The 18,886-nt window shown below is 66.3% G+C and carries 10 protein-coding genes; 1 reads left to right on the plus strand and 9 read right to left on the minus strand.

The features are described 5' to 3' along the window. Positions 1-271 precede the first annotated feature (271 nt). Positions 272-11,152: an autotransporter-associated beta strand repeat-containing protein gene (locus ACUZUJ_RS04550; protein ID WP_458220192.1), complete on the plus strand. Its 10,881-nt coding sequence runs from the start codon at positions 272-274 to the stop codon at positions 11,150-11,152. A gap of 97 nt (positions 11,153-11,249) precedes the next feature. Here ACUZUJ_RS04550 and ACUZUJ_RS04555 read toward each other — a convergent pair whose 3' ends face one another. Genes ACUZUJ_RS04555 through ACUZUJ_RS04595 form a run of 9 tightly spaced genes read right to left on the minus strand, consistent with a single transcriptional unit; the run spans position 11,250 to position 18,886 of the window. Then, entirely contained in the window at positions 11,250-11,876 is a 627-nt protein-coding gene (locus ACUZUJ_RS04555) for a hypothetical protein (protein ID WP_458220191.1), read from the minus strand. A 1-nt stretch (position 11,877) separates the two neighbouring features. Further along, positions 11,878-12,564: a TadE/TadG family type IV pilus assembly protein gene (locus tag ACUZUJ_RS04560; protein WP_458220190.1), complete on the minus strand. Its 687-nt coding sequence runs from the start codon at positions 12,562-12,564 to the stop codon at positions 11,878-11,880. Then, positions 12,561-12,944: a DUF192 domain-containing protein gene (locus tag ACUZUJ_RS04565; protein WP_458220189.1), complete on the minus strand. Its 384-nt coding sequence runs from the start codon at positions 12,942-12,944 to the stop codon at positions 12,561-12,563. Before ACUZUJ_RS04565 ends, ACUZUJ_RS04560 begins: the two co-directional genes overlap by 4 nt. A gap of 10 nt (positions 12,945-12,954) precedes the next feature. Beyond that, on the minus strand, positions 12,955-13,845 hold the full coding sequence (locus ACUZUJ_RS04570) for a type II secretion system F family protein (RefSeq protein ID WP_049446650.1): 891 nt from the start codon (positions 13,843-13,845) through the stop codon (positions 12,955-12,957). After that, positions 13,842-14,696, minus strand: coding sequence for a type II secretion system F family protein (locus ACUZUJ_RS04575; protein ID WP_119007230.1), 855 nt, complete (start codon positions 14,694-14,696; stop codon positions 13,842-13,844). The genes ACUZUJ_RS04570 and ACUZUJ_RS04575 overlap by 4 nt, the downstream gene beginning before the upstream one ends. Then, entirely contained in the window at positions 14,689-16,413 is a 1,725-nt protein-coding gene (locus ACUZUJ_RS04580; RefSeq protein ID WP_458220188.1) for a TadA family conjugal transfer-associated ATPase, read from the minus strand. The genes ACUZUJ_RS04575 and ACUZUJ_RS04580 overlap by 8 nt, the downstream gene beginning before the upstream one ends. A gap of 13 nt (positions 16,414-16,426) precedes the next feature. Beyond that, positions 16,427-17,923, minus strand: coding sequence for a type II and III secretion system protein family protein (locus ACUZUJ_RS04585; RefSeq protein WP_049446648.1), 1,497 nt, complete (start codon positions 17,921-17,923; stop codon positions 16,427-16,429). After that, positions 17,910-18,704: a Flp pilus assembly protein CpaB gene (cpaB, locus tag ACUZUJ_RS04590; RefSeq protein ID WP_014036170.1), complete on the minus strand. Its 795-nt coding sequence runs from the start codon at positions 18,702-18,704 to the stop codon at positions 17,910-17,912. The genes ACUZUJ_RS04585 and cpaB overlap by 14 nt, the downstream gene beginning before the upstream one ends. After that, positions 18,701-18,886, minus strand: a complete 186-nt coding sequence (locus ACUZUJ_RS04595; protein ID WP_014646171.1) for a hypothetical protein — start codon at positions 18,884-18,886, stop codon at positions 18,701-18,703. Before ACUZUJ_RS04595 ends, cpaB begins: the two co-directional genes overlap by 4 nt.

An 18,886-nucleotide genomic window follows, 5' to 3' on the forward strand; every position in this document is an offset into this window, starting at 1 on the left:
TTGACGTACGTCATAAAAATAACGAGCGTGATTCACATGCCGCTGGCGCCATCGGTCGCACAGTGCCGCCATTCGTCAGGCGAAACCGGGGAGTTTTCGCCCTGACGGACACGCCGGCGCACCCTTTCCAAGGGGCGTCGCGTGAAGGTGTGAAGATTTTCAGGAGTTAATGCCGCCAGGCCTTGTTTCCGTATCGGGAGCCGGGATGGGCCGCATCGTCTTCAAAAAAACTGCCCGCAGTGCCATCCGGTCTTTTCAGGGAGATTTACCGATGAACCGCATTTACCGTCTGGTTTTCAATCGCGCCCTCGGCGTAATGCAGGTTGCTTCGGAGGTCGCCCAGAATCCTGGCGGAAGTGCGGCTACCGCGAAGCGGCCACCGCGACTGCGGGCGCATCAGCTGGCGGTGGCACTGGCGGCCACGCTGGCCAGTGGATCGGCATTCGCGGCGTGCACGACACCGGGCCCGACCATCACTTGCACCGGAACCACCAACAATTTCGTCGACGCCACCAATGGTGTCCAGGTGACCGTGGCAGCTGGCGCGAACGTAGGAAGTACCGCTGGCCTGGGGAATTCGATGACGTTGAGCGGCAATGGCATCCAGCTCACCAACAACGGCACGATCGGCACCAATGTCGGCCTCTTTGCTGCCTCCGGCGCGGTGCTGGGCAATGCCAGTGGCCAGGCGATCAGCGTTACCAACAGCGCGACCGGCACGCTTCAGGGCTTCATTGATATTGGCTCCCTGCTGGGCGCGAATGGCCGCGCGCTGTCCGTGCAGAATGGCGCAGGCGGTGTCACCACGATCAACAATGCCGGCACCGTCAACATGAATTTCCTGCTGGGCGGGCTCGGCACGGCCGACGCGCCGGCCATCGTCAGCTACGGTGGCGCACAGACGGTCCTGAGCAACAGCGGCGGGATTACCGGGCGGGTCGGATTGGCCGGCTCGACGCTGGGCAACTCGGTCAACAACAGTGGCACGATCACCGGCAGTGTCTACCTCGGTGATTCAGCGCAGGGGAATACCTTTACCGCCGTGTCCGGGTCCAGTGTGGCGAACGGGGCCGGGGCCTCGGCGGGAATTGATGTACTGGGTGGTATTTCGGTTTCGCTCGCCGCCGCAGGCACGGTCAATGCCGGCGTGGGCGCCGGCGCCGCCAGCAACACGCTGGTGCTGCAGAACGTCGTCAGCGGTCCGGGGGCCGGTACCGGCGGTGCAGTGACCACGCTGGGCTGGAACCAGTACCTCAATTTCCAGAGGCTGACCGTCAACAGCGGCACGTGGAACCTGCAGGGCGCATGGGGCGGAACCGGGCCGACGACGCTCAACGATGGCCTGGTCAACTTCAACAATGCCGCTTCCTTCGGCACAGGGCTGTTCACCGCCAACGGCGGTGCCATCGCATCTTCCACGGCCGGTCTGAACCTGGCCAACGCTTTCAGCCTCGGTGGCAATCTGTCTCTGTCCGGAACCAATGCATTCGGTCTGGGCGGAGTGCTTTCAGGCGCTGGCGGGCTGACGGTCAACAACACCGGCATCGTTACTCTCGGCGGCGCAAACCTGTTCTCCGGCGGCGTCAACCTCAACGCCGGCGGGCTGGTACTGGGCAATGCCGGTGCACTGGGTAGCGGCAACCTGACCGTCGGTGGCAGCGCTTCGCTGGATACGACGGCGGGCTTCAGCCTGGGCAACAATCTGGTGATCAATGGCGGGGGCTCGTTGAACCTGCTGGGCAGCAATGCGTTGTCATTGAACGGTTCGATCTCCGGTGCCGGCAACCTGACCAAGAACGGTGCCGGCACGCTGACCTTGAACGGCGCCAATTCGCTGACCGGCAACTTCAACCTGGCCGGGGGCGCGTTGGCGCTGGGCGCGGGCGGCAGCCTGTCGCCCACCGGTGCGATCACGGTCGGCGTCGGCACCACCCTGGACCTGTCGGCAGCCGCCAACCAGACCATCGGTTCGCTGGCGGGCCTCGGCGGTTCGGTCAACCTGGGCAGCCACACGCTCACCCTCGCCGGGCTGGGCAATACCAGCTACAGCGGCACGTTCGCCGCAGGCACGGGTGGCCTGGTCAAGCTGGGCACCGGCGTGCAGACCTTGTCGGGCGTGAACAACCTCAGTGGCGGCGTAGCACTCAACGCCGGTGGCCTGCTGCTGGGCAATGCTGCCGCGCTGGGCAGCGGTGCGCTCTCGGTTGGCGGCAACACTACACTCGACGGCACTACGGCGCTGACGCTGACCAATGCAGTCAACCTCGGTTCGGGTGCCAGCCTGAATCTGCTCGGTAACCAGGCGCTGACGTTCAACGGCGTGATCGGTGGCACCGGCAGCCTGGTGAAGAGTGGGGCGAGCACGCTGACACTCAACGGTGCAAATACCTTTGGTGGTGGGCTGGCGCTCAATGCCGGTGGCCTGGTCCTGGGCAATGCCGGCGCGCTCGGAACCGGCGCGCTGAATGTCGGCGGTGCGACAACGCTCGATGCCAGCGCGGCGCTGAGCGTGGGCAATGGCATCAACCTCGGTGCAGGTGGCCTGCTGAATGTACTGGGCAGCAATGCGCTGACGCTGGGCGGCGCCATCGGTGGCACCGGCAGCCTGGTCAAGAACGGTGCCGCCACGCTGACGCTGGGGGGGGCGAATACCTTCACCGGCGGCCTGGCGATCAATGCCGGCAAGGTTGCGGTGGGCAGCGGCGGAAGCCTGGCGGCCGGGGGGGCGGTCAGCCTGGCCGGCGTTGGCGCGGACCTGGACATCTCGCTCGGCGGCAACCAGACCATCGGCGCGCTGTCCGGTATCGCCGGCAGCACGGTGACGCTGGGCAGCAGCACGCTCACCTTCGGTGATGCCACCAACCAGACGTTCGCGGGCGTGATCGGTGGTACCGGCGGCCTGGTCAAGCAGGGGACGGGCATCCAGACCCTGAGCGGGGCCAACACCTTCAGTGGGGGCGTGAATCTGACGGCGGGCGGCCTGCTGCTGGGCAACAACAGTGCGATCGGCAGCGGGGCGTTGACGGTCAGCGGCAACAGTTCGCTCGATGGCAGCGCGGCATTGAACCTGGCCAATGCCATCAATCTGGGCGCGGCGTTGACCTTGCCGGGCAGCCAGAACCTCACCTTGGGCGGCAACATCACCGGCACTGGCAGCCTGACCAAGAACGGTGCCTCGCTGCTGACCTTGAGTGGCACCAACACCTTCAGCGGGGGAGTGAATCTCAACGCGGGCGGGTTGCTGCTTGGCAATGGCGGCGCGCTTGGCACGGGTGCCCTGAACGTGAGCGGCAGTGCGTCGCTTGATGGCAGCGCGGCGCTGAGCCTGGCCAACAATGTGACCCTGGGTAGTGGGGCCGTGTTGTCGCTGCCGGGTTCGCAGGCGATCACGCTCGGCGGGGTGGTTTCCGGTGCGGGCGGCCTAGTCAAGAACGGTGCCAGCACGCTCACGCTCAACGGTGCCAATGCATTCACCGGCGGCCTGGTGCTCAATGGCGGCGGCCTGACGCTGGGCAATGCCGGCGCGCTGGGAACCGGACTGCTTGCAGTCGGTGCAAACGCCACCCTCGACAGTTCGGTGGCGTTGAACCTGGGCAACGCCATCGATCTCGACACCGGTGCGCAGCTGAGCCTGGTGAGCAACCAGAACGTCGCGCTGGGCGGACTGGTCACCGGCACCGGTGGCCTGATCAAGACCGGTAGCGGCATTCTGTCATTGAACAACAGCAATACCTTCAGTGGTGGCCTTGCGTTGAACGCGGGCAGCGTGTCGGTCGGCGCCAACGGTGCGCTCGGCACGGGGGCGCTGAACATCGGCGGCAATGTTTCGCTGGATGCGGGAGCCGCGGTTTCGCTGGCCAATGCGGTGAACCTGGGCGCCAACACGCTGACCCTGCCGGGCAGCAACAACCTCACTCTGACCGGCGTGGTGGGAGGAGCCGGTGGCCTGATCAAGAACGGCGCCTCGACGCTGACGCTGTCCGGTGCGAATACCTTCCTGGGCGGTGCCACGGTCAATGCCGGCACGCTCGCGCTTGGCGCCGGTGGCAGCCTGGCCGCAACCGGTGCGGTGGACCTCGCCGGTGCCGGAGCGACGCTGGACATCTCCGCGGCCGGGGCCGGGCAGACGATCGGCGCGTTGAACGGCATCGCCGGCAGCCATGTGGCACTGGGCACGCAGACCCTCACTTTCGTTGGCGCCAGCAATGGCAGCTTTGCCGGTGTCATCGATGGCAGCGGTGGGCTGATCAAGGTCGGTACTGGCGTGCAGACGCTGTCCGGTGCCAATACCTTCAGTGGCGGTGTCGCGCTTGATGCCGGTGGCCTGATCCTCGGGAATTCGGGGGCGCTGGGCACGGGCACGCTGGGCATCGGCGGCAACGTCAGCCTGGACGGAACGACGGCACTGACTCTGGCCAACGCCGTGAACTTCGGCGGGGGTACGCAGCTGACGCTGGGCGGCAGCAACGATCTCACCCTTGCAGGCGTGGTGGCCGGCAGCGGCAGCCTGATCAAGAACGGTACGGGCCTGCTGACGCTCAACAACACCAATACCTTCGGTGGCGGCCTGACCTTGAACGGTGGTGGCCTGGTGGTCGGCGCCGACGGAGCGCTGGGTTCCGGCACGCTGGCGGTGACGGCCAGCACCACGCTGGACGCGAGTGCTGCAGCGACGCTCGGCAATGCGGTCACGTTGGGCTCGGGTGTCGCACTGACATTGCCGGGCAGCAATGCGCTGACGTTGTCGGGTGTGATCGGTGGCAACGGCAGCCTGATCAAGAACGGCGCTACCACGCTGACGTTGTCCGGTGCCAACACCTACACCGGCGGTACCACCATCAATGCCGGCACGCTGGCGCTGGGCACGGGCGGCAGCCTGGCCGCGGCGGGTGATGTCACGCTGGGCGCAGGCGCTGGCTTCGATATCTCCGGTGCCAGCGGCAGCCAGACCATCGGTGCACTCAATGGCGTGGGCGGAAGCACGCTGGCGCTGGGCGGAAATTCATTGACGTTCGGAACCGCCAGCAACGCCGCGTTCGATGGCGTGATCAGTGGTGGCGGCGGCCTGGTGAAAGTGGGCGCAGGCGTGCAGACGTTGTCAGGTGCCAACACGTTTGGCGGCGGCGTGACGCTCAACGCAGGCGGGCTGGTGCTCGGCAATGACGCGGCGCTGGGTACGGGTGCGTTGACCGTCGGCGGTGCCGCCACGCTGGACACCACCGGCCAGGCAACGCTGGCCAACAACATCGCCCTCAATGCCGGGCTGACCGTGCTCGGCAGCAATGCGCTGACACTCAACGGCGTCCTTTCCGGGGCTGGCAGCCTGACCAAGAATGGCGTCGCGACGCTGACCTTGAACGGGATCAATACCTACACCGGTGGCACCAACATCAACGCCGGCACGCTGGCGCTGGGTGCCGGTGCGAGCCTGGCGGCAAGCGGTACCGTGAACCTCGCCACCGGCGCCACGCTGGATCTGTCTGCCGGCAGCGGCACGCAGGTGTTCGGCACCCTGGTCGGCAACGGTACGGTGAACCTCGGTGCCAACTCGATCGAAGTCGGCGGTGCCACCAATGGCACGTTCAGTGGCTCGATCGCAGGCACCGGTGGCCTGACCAAGGTCGGTTCGGGCATCGAAACGCTGACCGGTACCAATACCTATACCGGCGGCACCTTCATCAACGCCGGCACGCTGGCGATTGGCCCGGGTGGCAGCCTGGCTGCGGACGGGGCGGTGACGCTCACTGCGGCGGGAACCGGCTTCGACATCTCGTCGTCCGGCGCCAGCCAGACGATTGGTTCGCTGGCCGGCGTGAGCGGCTCCACGGTCAGCCTGGGCGCGCAGTCGCTGATTCTCGGCGGCATCACCAACAGCGTGTTCGACGGTGCGATTTCCGGCATCGGTGGCCTGGTCAAGAATGGCGCCGGCATCCTCACGCTGGGTGGCGCCAATCTGTTCAGTGGTGGCGTTGCACTCAACGGCGGTGGCCTGGTGGTCGGCAACAACGCTGCGCTCGGCACCGGTACGCTGACGGTGGGCGGCAACGCGACGCTGGATGCATCGACAGGCGTCAATCTGGCCAACAACATCGGGCTTGCAGCGGGCGCCAACCTCGACCTGCTCGGCAGCCAGGCGCTGACACTGGGCGGTGTGATTTCCGGTACCGGCGGCCTGATCAAGGACGGTGCGGCCACCGTCACGCTGAGCGGTGCCAACACCTACACCGGTGGTACCACCATCAACAACGGCACGCTGGCGATCAGCGCCGGCGGCAGCCTGGCGTCGACCGGTGCGGTGAACCTGGCAGGTGCCGGTACCCTCGATATCTCTGCGGGCAACCAGACCATCGGTTCGCTGGCCGGCGTGGCCGGCAGCACGGTGGCACTCGGTGGCAGCACGCTGAGCCTGGGCGGCACGGTGGACAGCAGCTTCAACGGTGCGATCAGCGGCAACGGTGGCCTGATCAAGAACGGCGCCGGCGTGCAGACGCTCAATGGCGCGAGCACCTTCAGTGGTGGGGTAACGCTCAATGCCGGTGGCCTGGTGGTCGGCAACAATGCTGCGCTGGGCACCGGTGCGGTCACGGTGGGTGGCAATGCCACACTCGATTCGAACACCGCAGTGACGCTGGCCAACAACTTCATCCTCAACAACGGGTTGACTGTACTCGGCAGCAACAACCTCACCCTCAACGGCAGCCTGAGTGGCACCGGCAGCCTGACCAAGGAGGGTGCCGCAACGCTGACCTTGAACGGCATCAACACCTACACCGGTGGCACCAACATCAACGCCGGTACGTTGGCATTGGGCGCGGGCGCGAGCCTGCACGCCAGCGGCGTCGTCAACCTGGCTTCGGGGGCGACCTTCGACCTGTCGGCGGGCAGCGGCACGCAGCAGTTCGGCACCCTGATCGGCAACGGTACGGTGAACCTGGGCGCCAACACGCTGACGATCGGTGATGCCAGCAACGGCACATTCAGTGGTTCGGTGGCCGGCTCCGGCGGCCTGATCAAGGAAGGTTCGGGGACCCAGACGCTGACCGGCACCAACACCTTCACCGGGGGTACCACCATCAACGCCGGCACGCTGGCGATCGGTGCAGGCGGCAGCCTGGCGGCAACCGGCGCGGTGAACCTGGCCAATGCCGGTACCGCCTTCGACATCAGCGCAGGGGGCGCGCAGACGATCGGTTCACTGGCCGGCGTGGCTGGCTCGGCCGTGGCACTGGGCACCAGCACGCTGACCCTCGGCGGCGTCGGCAATACGACGTTCGCCGGCACCATTGGTGGCACGGGTGGACTGGTGAAGAACGGCGCAGGTGTGCAGACCCTGAGTGGCAGCAATACCTTCAGCGGCGGCGTGGCACTTAACGCCGGTGGCCTTGCCCTGGGCGACAATGCTGCACTGGGCACCGGCACGCTGACCGTGGGCGGCGACGCCAGCCTGGACGCCACCAGCGCGCTGACGCTGGCCAACACCGTGCAGTTGAGCAGCGGCACGCTGACTCTGGCGGGCAGCAATCCGCTGACGTTGAATGGTGCAATCAGCGGTGCCGGCGGCCTGCTCAAGGATGGCGCGGCAACGGTCACCCTCGGCGGTGCCAGCACCTACACCGGCACCACCACCATCAACAGCGGCACATTGGCGGTGGCGGCCGGTGGCAGCCTGTCCGGTGCCAGCACGGTCAACCTGACCGGTGCCGGTACGCTGGATATCAGCGCAGGTGGCAGCCAGAGCATCGGCGGCCTGGCCGGTGTGACCGGATCCAGCGTGGTGCTGGGCGGTGCAACCCTGACCACCGGCGCCAACAATGGCAACACCGTCTTCGGCGGCGTGCTCAGTGGCACCGGCGGCCTGGTGCAGAGCGGTACCGGCACGCTGACCCTGAGCGGCGCCAACACCTATACCGGCGGCACCACCATCAACGGTGGCAGTACGCTGCAGATCGGCAACGGCGGCAGCACCGGTTCGGTGCTGGGCGACATCACCAACAATGGCAGCCTGGTCTACAACCTGGGCACGACGGCAACCGTGGGCGCGGTGGTCAGTGGCAGCGGCGGCCTGACCCAGGCCGGCAGCGGCACGCTGGTGCTGACCGGCAACAACACCTACGCCGGCGGCACCACCATCAATGCCGGCGGCACATTGCAGATCGGCAATGGCGGTGCGACCGGCGCGATCATCGGTGACATCACCAACAACGGCGCGCTGGTGTCCAACGTTGCCGGCAACACCACGCTGGACGGCACCATCAGCGGCGGTGGTGGCCTGACCCAGGCCGGCAGTGGCACGCTGACCCTGACCGGCAACAACACCTATACCGGTGGTACCACCATCAATGCCGGTGGCACGCTGCAGGTGGGCAATGGCGGTGCGACCGGTGCGATCACCGGCAATGTCGCCAACAACGGCAGCCTGGTCTTCGACGTCGCCGGCAACACCACCGTCGGCGGCGCGGTCAGTGGCAGTGGTGGCCTGACCCAGGCCGGCAGCGGCGTGCTGACCCTGGTCGGCAACAACACTTACACCGGCGGTACCACCATCAATGCCGGCGGCACGCTGCAGGTGGGCAATGGCGGGGCGACCGGCGCCATCGCCGGCGACATCACCAACAATGGTGCGTTGATTTCCAACGTGGCCGGCAACACCGCGCTGGGCGGCACCATCAGCGGCAGTGGCGGCCTGACCCAGGCCGGCAGCGGTACGCTGCTGCTGAGCGGCAACAACACCTACACCGGCGGTACCACCATCAATGCCGGCGGCACGCTGCAGCTGGGCAATGGCGGTGCGACGGGCTCGATCGTCGGCGATGTGACCAACAATGGCACGCTGCTGTCCGACGTGGCCGGCAACACCACGCTGGGCGGCACCATCAGCGGCAGTGGCGGCCTGACCCAGGCCGGCAGCGGTACGCTGACCCTGACCGGCAACAACACCTATACCGGCCCGACCACCATCAACGCCGGTGGCACCCTGCAGGTCGGCAATGGCGGCGCCAGCGGTGCGATCGGCGGCAGTGTGACCAACAACGGCAGCCTGGTGTTCAACGTGGGGGGCAACACCACCGTCGGTGGCGCCATCAGCGGCAGCGGCGGCCTGACCCAGGCCGGCGCCGGTACCGTGACCCTGACCGGCAACAACACCTATACCGGCGGTACCACCATCAACGCCGGTGGCACGCTGCAGGTCGGCAATGGTAGCGCGAGCGGTGCGATCACCGGCAACGTCAGCAACAACGGCAGCCTGGTGTTCAACGTGGGTGGCAACACCACGGTGGGCGGCACCATCAGCGGCAGCGGCGGCCTGACCCAGGCCGGCACCGGCACCGTGACCCTGACCGGCAACAACACCTACACCGGCGGCACCACCATCAATGCCGGTGGCACCGTGCAGGTCGGCAACGGCGGGGCCAGCGGCTCGATCACCGGCAACATCACCAACAACGGTGGCCTGGTGATCAACACCGGCGGCACCACCACACTGGGCGGCAGCATCAGCGGCGGCGGCAGCATCGTGCAGGCCGGCCCGGGCACGCTGAACCTGGGTGGCAACAGTGGTGGCTTCAACGGCACCGGCCAGGTCACCGGCGGTGGCTTGAATGTCACCGGCACGATCGGCGGCCAGTGGACCATTGGCAGCGGCACGACCCTGTCCGGCACCGGCACCATCGGTGGTACCGGCGGTGGCGTGACGGTGTCCAGCGGCGGCGTGCTGTCGCCGGGCAATGGCCCGGGCAACGGCAGTGGCGCAGGCAATGGCACCGGCACGATCACCGTGGGTGGCAACCTGACCCTGTCGCCGGGCAGCACGCTGGGTATCGATCTGGGTGCCAGTGGCAGCGACATGGTGCAGGTGGGCGGCAGCGCCAACGTGGGCGGCAGCACGGTGCAGGTGAACACCATTTCGCCGAGCACCAGCTACCAGCAGGGCCAGCAGTACACGGTGGTCAATGCAGGCGGTGGCGTGAGTGGGCAGTTCGCCTCGGCGACCTCGCCGTCGGCCTTCCTGACCATCACCCCGGTCTACACCGCCAACACGGCCAACCTGCAGATCGACGTGGCGCAGACGGCGGCGTTCACCACCGTGGCCAACACGCGCAACCAGTACAACACCGCCGCGGCGCTGGACAGCCTGCCGCAGAGTGGTGCGGCGCTGGGCCTGTACAACACGGTGCTGATGTATGACGCCGGCACTGCGCGCAGCGCGTTCGACCAGCTCTCCGGTGAAGTGCACGCGGCCAGCCGCGGGGTGCTGCTGTACGACAACTACCTGGAAGAGGGCATCCGCCAGCGCCTGGGCAGTGAGCTGCCGACCGTGCGGGGCGAGCGCGCCTCGGCCTGGCTGGCCGGCAGTGGCAAGGTGTTCAAGCAGGATGGCGATGGCAACGGTGATGAGATCCGTTCCAACCGCAATGCGCTGATGGCGGGTGTGGACTGGCAGCTGGGCGAACACGTGGTGCTGGGTGCGGCGGCCGGCAACGAACGGCTGGATACGCGCCTGTACGATCGCAGTTCGCGCGCCCGCCTGCGTGGCAACACGTTCGGCCTGTATGCACAGGGACAGTGGAACAACGGTTTTGCGGTCGGTGGCAGCGTGTCGCGCGGTGACTACCGCACGCGCACCACGCGTGAAGTGCCGCTGCTGGGCCAGACCCTGTACAGCCGCCAGGATTCGGATGTGACCATTGCCCAGGTCGAAGGTAGCTGGACCTGGACCCACGGCAGGACCCAGCTGCAGCCGTACGTGCAGTTCACCAAGCACTGGGTCGACAGTGATCGTGCGGTGGAGCAGGGCGGCAGTGCCGCACTGGTGCTGGAAGGGGGCAAGGACACGCTCAACGTCAGCACGGTGGGCGTGCGCGGCCGCTGGGACGTGGGCAGCGGCGAGCGCTTCCCGGCGCAGCTGACCGTCGGCCTGGGCTGGCAGCATGCATCGGGTGACACCGATGTGGCCAGCCGCAACCGCTTCGCGGTCGGTGGCGATGCCTTCGATGTCTACAGCGCGGTGATGGCACGCAACGCACTGGTCAGCCAGGTGGGTGTGGCGGTCGGCCTCGGTCGCAGCAGCCAGCTGTCGATGTTCGTGCAGGGCCAGCATGGTGATGGCCGCCGCGATGTGGGTGGGCAGATCAACCTGCGGGTAGGCTTCTAAGGGGAGCGGGCCAGCGGTAGATCCACGCGCTGCGTGGATCTACCGGTGCGGCGGGGAGACCTACCGCTCCATAGTGTCGGCACTGCGACCTCGTCGCTCAGTTCGCCGCATCCTGCGTGCGTCGACGCAACCCGGCGGGCGGGTCGAACAGGCTCGAGGGCACTTCATCGAAAGCGACCTCGGTAACCCGCAGGCCGCGCTCGGTACGCTGGTTGCCGGTGCGGCCACGGTAACCCAGCAGCAGGCCGGTGCGGGTATCGATCCACAACGTGCCGGAGGTGGTGCCATCAGGGCCGTGCGCGTTGTCATAGCGCCAGCCGGCAGCGAGGCGGCCCAGGATGAACTCGCCGGGTGCGGGTGAGCAGCGCCCGCCGATCGTCTGGCATGGGGCGGCGGGATCGTACCAGTAGGGACCACTGGCGTCGGCGACCGGCAGCGTGTAGTTGCCGCTTTCACTCACCAGCCATGCCCGGCCGCGCTGGCCCTGGGTGGTCAGCCATGCATCGGGTGCATTGTTGCCGCGGAAATCAATACGGATTGCAGGCCCGCGCAAACGGATCTCGACCTCGACCTCACCGCCAGGTGCGCTGGGGCCGAGCGGGCCGAGTCCGTAGGCGCGCGCCAGCAATCGCGCCTGTGGAGGTTCGCTTTCGGCAGCGTCCGTGGATTGCGCGGCGACGGCCCAGGTTGCTGCCATCAACAGGCTGGCCAGCAGCACCCGCATGTCAGCGCGCCAGGTTGTTGCTGTCATGCACGGGGCTCTGCATGCGGACGATCGCATAGGACTCGATCGGCATGCGGCGATGGCCGGTGATCGGATCCTCGATCAGCATCGAGGCCGGGCGGAAACTGTCGCCTCCGCTGACCAGATCTGAAAGCCCGGCGATCACCCGGTCGGCAAAGGGAACGATCAGGGGCATCGGATAGGTGACCTTGATCTTGAGGATGTTGGCGTCCTGCACGCTGACACGGCTGCTGCCGACGCGCGCATCGCGGAAGGCAAGGTTGTCGTTCGGCAATGCATAGCGCCAATCGAACTGGCGCTCGCGGAATTCGTTGTACGCCGCGCGGCTGGGTGAGATGACCTCGATCTTCGGCGACAGCAACGGGTTCTTCCACAGCAGGGCGACCTTGGCGCGGGCGGCGACGGCACCGGCGGCGTCCGGCGAGGTGGCGTACAACGGAGCCATTGCCATTTCCAGCGCGCTGCGCATCTCCGAATGACTGACACCACTGACAGCGCCGGCACGTGCGGCCTGCAGCGTGGCGAAATCCAGCAGCGACTTGGCACGATAGATCAGGACGAACTGGAAGATGACCAGGATGAGGAAGATGAAGGCCGGAACCACGATGCAGAACTCAAGCAGCGACTGGCCACGCTGACGGCCGATGGATGTGCGGATGTGCTTCATTGCAACGCCCTCGTGGATGGCGGTGCCGCAGGCGGAGAAGGGCACCATTGGAACGTTTCGCCCAGCTCCGGAGCGATATGCCTGAGGCTGTCCACCGGCATTTCCAGCGTGGAGTAGGCGCCGCGACACCAGGCGCCGCGCCAGGGGCGCACGGCCTCGCGCCAGCCAACGGCGCGCTGATCGCGGTCCAGGAACAACAGGTCGAGCGGATACCCCATCGCCAGCGTGTGCACGCTCGAGCAGGGAGTTATCAAAAGGCCCTGCCCGGGCTGGAGTGGCGCGCGCAACAGCAGGCCGCGCAGCCGCTGGTGCCAGCGATCGGCATGCCACACGCAGCTGAGCAACTGCTGGTGGTCGCGGATCAGGGCGCCGGTTCTCATGCGCGGGGACTCACAGGATTCCCTGCTGCTTCATCTGCAGGAAGATGAAGTAGGCCAGGACGACGAAGATCAGCGGGAAGAAGAACAGCACCAGCGGGAGCATCATCTTCACCGGTGCTTCCAGGGCGAGCTTCTCGGCGCGGAGAAAGCGCTCTTCGCGGCGCTGCATGGCCTGCGAGCGCAGCGTGTCACTCAGGCTTGCACCCACCCGGTCCGCCTGGATCAAGGCGCTGGTGAAGCTGGTCAACTGGGAGATGTCGGCGCGATCGGACATGCGTCGCAGCGCTTCGGCGCGCGGAAGGCCCGCGCGCAGGTCACGCAGCATGCGCGAGAACTCCTGTGACAGCGGTCCGGGCGGCCCCTTGTCGACGGACTGCTCGATCGCACCGGTGATGTTCAGGCCCGCCTCGACGGCCATGGTGATGAAGTCGAGGAAGATGGGCAGGTCGCGGATCACGTGCTTGGAGCGCGCTTTCCGCCGTTCGCCCAGCCACAGCGTGGGATACATCCAGCCGAACGGTGCGCCGAATGCCAGGGCCATCAGCACGGAGCCGAATCCGAACCGGCCCAGCAGGATGATGGTGAGCAGCAGGAAGGTACTGGCCACGGCGGCGGAAACGATGCGCGCGCCATACAGCTCTTCCGGCGACAGCACGAAGTCCTGGCCGGCCGATTGCAGGCTGCGGTGCGCGCGCTCCAGCTGCGCCGAGGACAGGCGCGGCCCGGCCAGGCGCGTAGCGACCGTGATCAATGGCCACAGGATGCGCAGCAGCAGCGGTAGCGGATCCTGGTAGTTGCGCTGGTCCACCTCGACCGACTGCACCAGCCCGCGCAGCGCGAATGCAAGCAGCCCAACAGCGGCAGCGGCAAGCAATGCGACCAGGATGAGCAGGGCGTTCATATGTCGATCGTCATGATTTTGCGGCACATGCGGTAGCCGAGGTATTCCAGTACCCCGATCAGGCCCATGACGCACCAGCCGATGAAGGTATGGAACATGGGGTTCATCGTTTCCGGATAGAACAGCACGAGGAAGCCGACAAGACCGGCCGGGAGCATTGCCATGACGATGCCCTGCAGGCGCCCCTGCGCGGTGAGTGCCTTGACCTTGCCTTCCATGATGAGCTTGCGCCGCAGCGTTTCGGCGAGCGTGGAGAGGCTCTCGGCGAGATTGCCACCGACCTCGCGCGAAATGCTGACGGCGGCCACGAACAGCTTCACGTCGGCGATGGGTACGCGGGCGGCGAAGTTGTCCAGCGCCTCCTCCGTGCGCACGCCCATGTGCTGCTCGCGCAGCACCAGTGCCAGCTCCTGGGCCAGCGGAGGCAGGCCATCATGGGCCAGTGCTTCCAGCGCAGGATTGAAGCCGACGCCGGCCTTGAGGCTGCCGGCCAGCATCAGCAGCCCGTCGGGCAACTGCTGCTGGATCTGGTCGAGGCGGCGTTGCTTCAGCCACAGGTAGATCTTGCGGGGCGCTACGGCCAGCAGGATCAGGGCCAGGATCGGCAGCAGCAGGTTGCCGCCGGTGATGATCCACAGCAGCACGGGAATCGCCAACAGCATCAGGACATTGGTCCTGAACAGCACGCGCGGATCGACGAACAGGAACATGTCGGCCAGATTGACCCGCGCCTGGTCCATGAAGTTGGCGCGGTAGCGGTCCATGAAGCCGGAGCTGGCACGCGCCAGCAGCAGTACCGAGCCTGTCACGCAGGCAAAACACAGCAGGGCGATCAGCAGGATGTCACTCATTCCGCCGTCCCCCGCTGCGGAAGATGTCCAGGTCAACCGAGACGCCGCGCTCGGCAAGCTCCTCGTAGAACTCCGGTACTGCGCCGGTCGCGACGAACTCACCCACCACCTTGCCATCGCGTCCGGCACTGGAACGTGCCTTGAACAGGAACACATCCTGCAGCTGGATGGTTCCGCTTTCCATGCCGGTCAGTTCGGTGATGTGGCTGACCTTGCGCGAACCGCAGGGGAAGCGCTTCTGGTGCACGATCAGGTCCACCGCCGACGAGATCTGTTCGCGCACCACCGTCATCGGCAGCTCCATGCCGGACATCATGACCATCACTTCCAGGCGCGACAGCGCCTCGCGTGGATTGTTGGCATGGGCGGTGGTCAGCGATCCTTCGTGGCCGGTGTTCATGGCCTGCAGCATGTCCAGTGCTTCGCCGCCGCGGCACTCGCCGACCACGATGCGGTCCGGGCGCATGCGCAGCGCGTTGCGCACCAGGTCGCGGATGGAAATGTGGCCTTTGCCTTCCATGTTGGGAGGACGCGCTTCCAGGGCGACCAGGTTGGGCTGGACGAGCTTCAGTTCGGCCGCGTCCTCGATGGTGACGATGCGATCGGTATCGGGAATGAAGTTGGAAAGGATGTTGAGCAGGGTGGTCTTGCCGGAGCCGGTGCCGCCGGTAACGACGATGTTGCGCCGTTCGCGCACCGCAACGATCAGGAATTCCAGCATCGGCTGGCTGAGCGAACCGAACGTGAGCAGGTCCTTTCCTTCCAGCTTGCGCTTGGCGAACTTTCGGATGCTGATGCTCGGGCCGCGCAGCGCCACCGGCGGAATGATGGCGTTGACGCGGGAGCCATCCTTCAGCCGCGCGTCGACCATCGGCGAGCTTTCGTCGATGCGACGACCGAGGGGCGTCACGATGCGTTCGATGGCCGACAGCACCGCGCGGTCACTGGTGAAGACAATGGGGGACCGTTCGATCCGGCCGGCACGTTCAATGAAGATCTGGTCGTGCGCGTTGACCATGATTTCCGTCACCGTCGCATCGTCGATCAGGTCTTCCAGCGGGCCCAGGCCGATGGCCTCATCGAGCACTTCCTTGGCCAGCCTGCGCGGGTTGATCGTCTTGGGCAGCTCGGAGAACTCCCGTTGCATCACTTCATCGATCAGCTTGATGGTGGCGTTGCGCAGTGACTCATCATCCATGCTGCGCACATCGAGCCGGCGCAGGTCCATCTGCTTGACCAGCGAGGCATGCAGCTTTGCACGATAGACGGCCATGTCCGGCGGCAGCTGCTCCGGTCGTGCCAACTGGCGTTCGCTGGATGGCTGCGCCGGCGCGGGCGTCGGTGCAGGCGTGGAGTCCACCGGCGCATCGTTGGCCGCGCCCGCATTGAAGCTGCCGGCATCGGCGGTGGGTTCGGCTGGAGCGTCGTCGTCCACCACCTGCAGCAGGTAGTCGCCGATCTGCACGCGGTCACGGCTGGTGAGTGGGCCACGGCTGCCTTTGACCTGTTCGCCATTCACCAGTACCGGCGAGCGGCCTCCCAGGCTCTCGATGAAGATGCCCTGGTCCTCGCGCTTCAGCGCCGCATGGCGTTGGGCGATGCTCCAACCCTGCAGCACCACCAGGTTGCCATCGCCACGGCCGATCCCGCATTCACGGTGCAGGCAGCGGACACGTCGCTGGTCGCGATTGGGTGTGTCGATGAGGATGTTGAACATGCGACGGCTCCGGTTACTGCACGAAATCTTTGTTCCGGCGAGGCATGGCCTGCTGGCCGCGCTCCTGGATCTGTCGCGCACGCTCCAGGCCATCGAGGTTTTCCTGCGAGCCCGGCGTCACCACGCGCGGAGTAACGAACATCACCAGCTCGGTACGGTTGCCACGGAAGCCATCGGAGCGGAACAGCTTTCCCAGGATCGGGATATCGCCCAGCAGCGGCAGGCGCTTGGCATCCTGCTGCGCGCTGGAGTCGATCAGTCCGGAAATGACGATGGTTTCCCCGGCGTGGACGTTGATTTCCGACTCGGTGCGGCGGGTGGTGAAGCCCGGAACGCCCTGCACGGTCACCGTCGGATCGACACGGCTGACCTCGGCCAGGATGCGGGTGGAGATGTCCTCGTTGAAGTTGACCAGTGGCTCGATGTCGAGCTTGATGCCGTATTCCTTGTAGTCGACGGTGACCTGGCCAAAGCCCTGCGGAACCGGGATCGGCACTTCGCCGCCAGCCAGGAACTTCGCCTGCCCGCCACTGCGCGCACTGAGTTGAGGCGAGGCCAGCAGGAACGCCTTGCCCTTGTTCATCATCAGGTTGATCGCCGAGCCGATCTGCGTGGCGATGCCAAAGAAGGCCTGGGTTCCCTGCAGCTTGTTCGGCAACAGCACGCCGTTGGCCGGGCTCTGTTCGGGGTTGATGCGGTAGTAGTTGTTGTTGGTGAAATCCTTGACGATGCCGGCCACCGGGCCGCGGATCACGTTGTCCCACTGGATGCCGAGTTCTTCCAGCGCATTGGTGTCGAACTCCATGATCTTCACGTCCATCTGCACCATCGGGCGCATGCCCACCGGGTCGGCGGTAGTGAAGTTCAACACCGTCGGGTAGATCTTCTGGATCGCATCGATGCGGCTGCCGATCCCCGGATTGATGTCCTGGCCGGTGATGACCACGCGGTCGGCGACGGCATGCACGTTTATCTTTTCCACATCGGCCAGCAGGGTGCGGATGGTTTCGGCCAGGCTGACCGCATCGTTCTCGGAGATGTCCACCTGCACCTGCAACTGCTTGCCGTTCTGCAGCCACAGGTGAACCGTGGTGGAGCCGGCCTTCATGCCCATCATGATCAGGTCGCGTGGGCCGACGTTGGTGACTTCGAGCATCTCGCCACTACCGACGGCCACGCGCTTGAGCCCGCTGGGCAGCGTGTAGACCGCAGCCTGGCCGGCATAGATCCGGGCGCGGGTGGGCAGCGGCACCGCAGGCATGGCCGATGCGCTGGTGCGATAGGCGGGATCGGCAACCGGCGCCGGGAAGGCGCTCTGCCCGCCCGGTACCGGTGCATGGTTGGTGCTTGCCTGCGGCTGTGCCTGGACGGCGGGGCGCGGTGCGACCGTAATCGGCACCGGGGTCAGCTGGGTGCCAGTGGTCTGTGCCACGGCCAGCAGTGGTGCGGTGGCAACAGCGATGGCCGCGGTGGCGGCGATGAGGCTGCGGATTCCATTATTGCTGCGCATTCGTCGACCCTTTGCCCCCAATGATGAATTGCACGCCAGCACGACCCTGCGTGCCGTTGCCGAGCAGTTCCCTCTGCGTCATGCCACTGAGGCCGAACGCACCACGATCCTCCACCTGGCGAAGCATCACCCGCATCGAACCCGCCTTGGCAGCGACCGTGAGTCGCTGCGCCTGCGCCGGTGTCAGTTCCAGAGTGATGTTCGAATAGCCCTGCTGGTCTTCCGAGGCCGGCGTTTCACCGACGCGGTTGCCGGTTGCCAGTACGTTGATGTCCTCAAGCAGCGGCAGCACCCGGGCACCGGTTTGTTCCTGCTCGACGGTCAGCAGGATGTCGACGTGATCCCCGGGGGCGATCATGCCGGAGATCGAGTTCGTCTCGTCCACCTGAAGGGTATAGCCCACGTTGCCCTTGGCGATCACGCGTGAGAACTGGTCGTACAGCGGTACCAGTGCACTGGCACCCAGCGGTGCACCTTCGCGGATCGGCGCGCGCAGCATGCGGCCGCTGTACTCGGACACATTGTCCGGCGTGATCGCATCGGCAGGCGGCAGGTCGGCGGGGACTTCGCGCACTGCAAGGTCGGCAACGGTGACGATGCTGCCCGGTTCCATGTCGGTCTTGGGCACGGCCACCGGCACCATTTCCACCGGCGGTGCGGCACGTTCGTTCACCGCCTTCTGCACGTAGCGCACGGCGACCAGGGCCGCGAACAGGCCAAGGGCGAGGGCGATGATGATGAAGACGACGTTGCGGTTGGCTTTCAGCGGGAGCGCCTTCATACGACTCCCATCGACAGCATGTAGGTGAACCCCTGGTACGCCTTGCGCAGTGAATCGATCAGCTCGAGCACGATGTTCGGCTCGGCGACCAGGACCAGGACACCGACGGAAGCGACCACGGCGTACTCGATCAATGCGGCCCCGCGCTGGCGGCGTAGGGACGGTGGAATGCGTTTTCTCAT

Source organism: Stenotrophomonas sp. S4 (assembly GCF_054187805.2).

Excerpts from the sequence above, each read along its gene's own strand:
- ACUZUJ_RS04550 (WP_458220192.1), top strand. The coding sequence starts at position 272 with ATGAACCGCATTTACCGTCTGGTTTTCAATCGCGCCCTCGGCGTAATG.
- ACUZUJ_RS04555 (WP_458220191.1), bottom strand. The coding sequence starts at position 11,876 with ATGCGGGTGCTGCTGGCCAGCCTGTTGATGGCAGCAACCTGGGCCGTC.
- ACUZUJ_RS04560 (WP_458220190.1), bottom strand. The coding sequence starts at position 12,564 with ATGAAGCACATCCGCACATCCATCGGCCGTCAGCGTGGCCAGTCGCTG.
- ACUZUJ_RS04565 (WP_458220189.1), bottom strand. The coding sequence starts at position 12,944 with ATGAGAACCGGCGCCCTGATCCGCGACCACCAGCAGTTGCTCAGCTGC.
- ACUZUJ_RS04570 (WP_049446650.1), bottom strand. The coding sequence starts at position 13,845 with ATGAACGCCCTGCTCATCCTGGTCGCATTGCTTGCCGCTGCCGCTGTT.
- ACUZUJ_RS04575 (WP_119007230.1), bottom strand. The coding sequence starts at position 14,696 with ATGAGTGACATCCTGCTGATCGCCCTGCTGTGTTTTGCCTGCGTGACA.
- ACUZUJ_RS04580 (WP_458220188.1), bottom strand. The coding sequence starts at position 16,413 with ATGTTCAACATCCTCATCGACACACCCAATCGCGACCAGCGACGTGTC.
- ACUZUJ_RS04585 (WP_049446648.1), bottom strand. The coding sequence starts at position 17,923 with ATGCGCAGCAATAATGGAATCCGCAGCCTCATCGCCGCCACCGCGGCC.
- cpaB (WP_014036170.1), bottom strand. The coding sequence starts at position 18,704 with ATGAAGGCGCTCCCGCTGAAAGCCAACCGCAACGTCGTCTTCATCATC.
- ACUZUJ_RS04595 (WP_014646171.1), bottom strand. The coding sequence starts at position 18,886 with ATGAGAAAACGCATTCCACCGTCCCTACGCCGCCAGCGCGGGGCCGCA.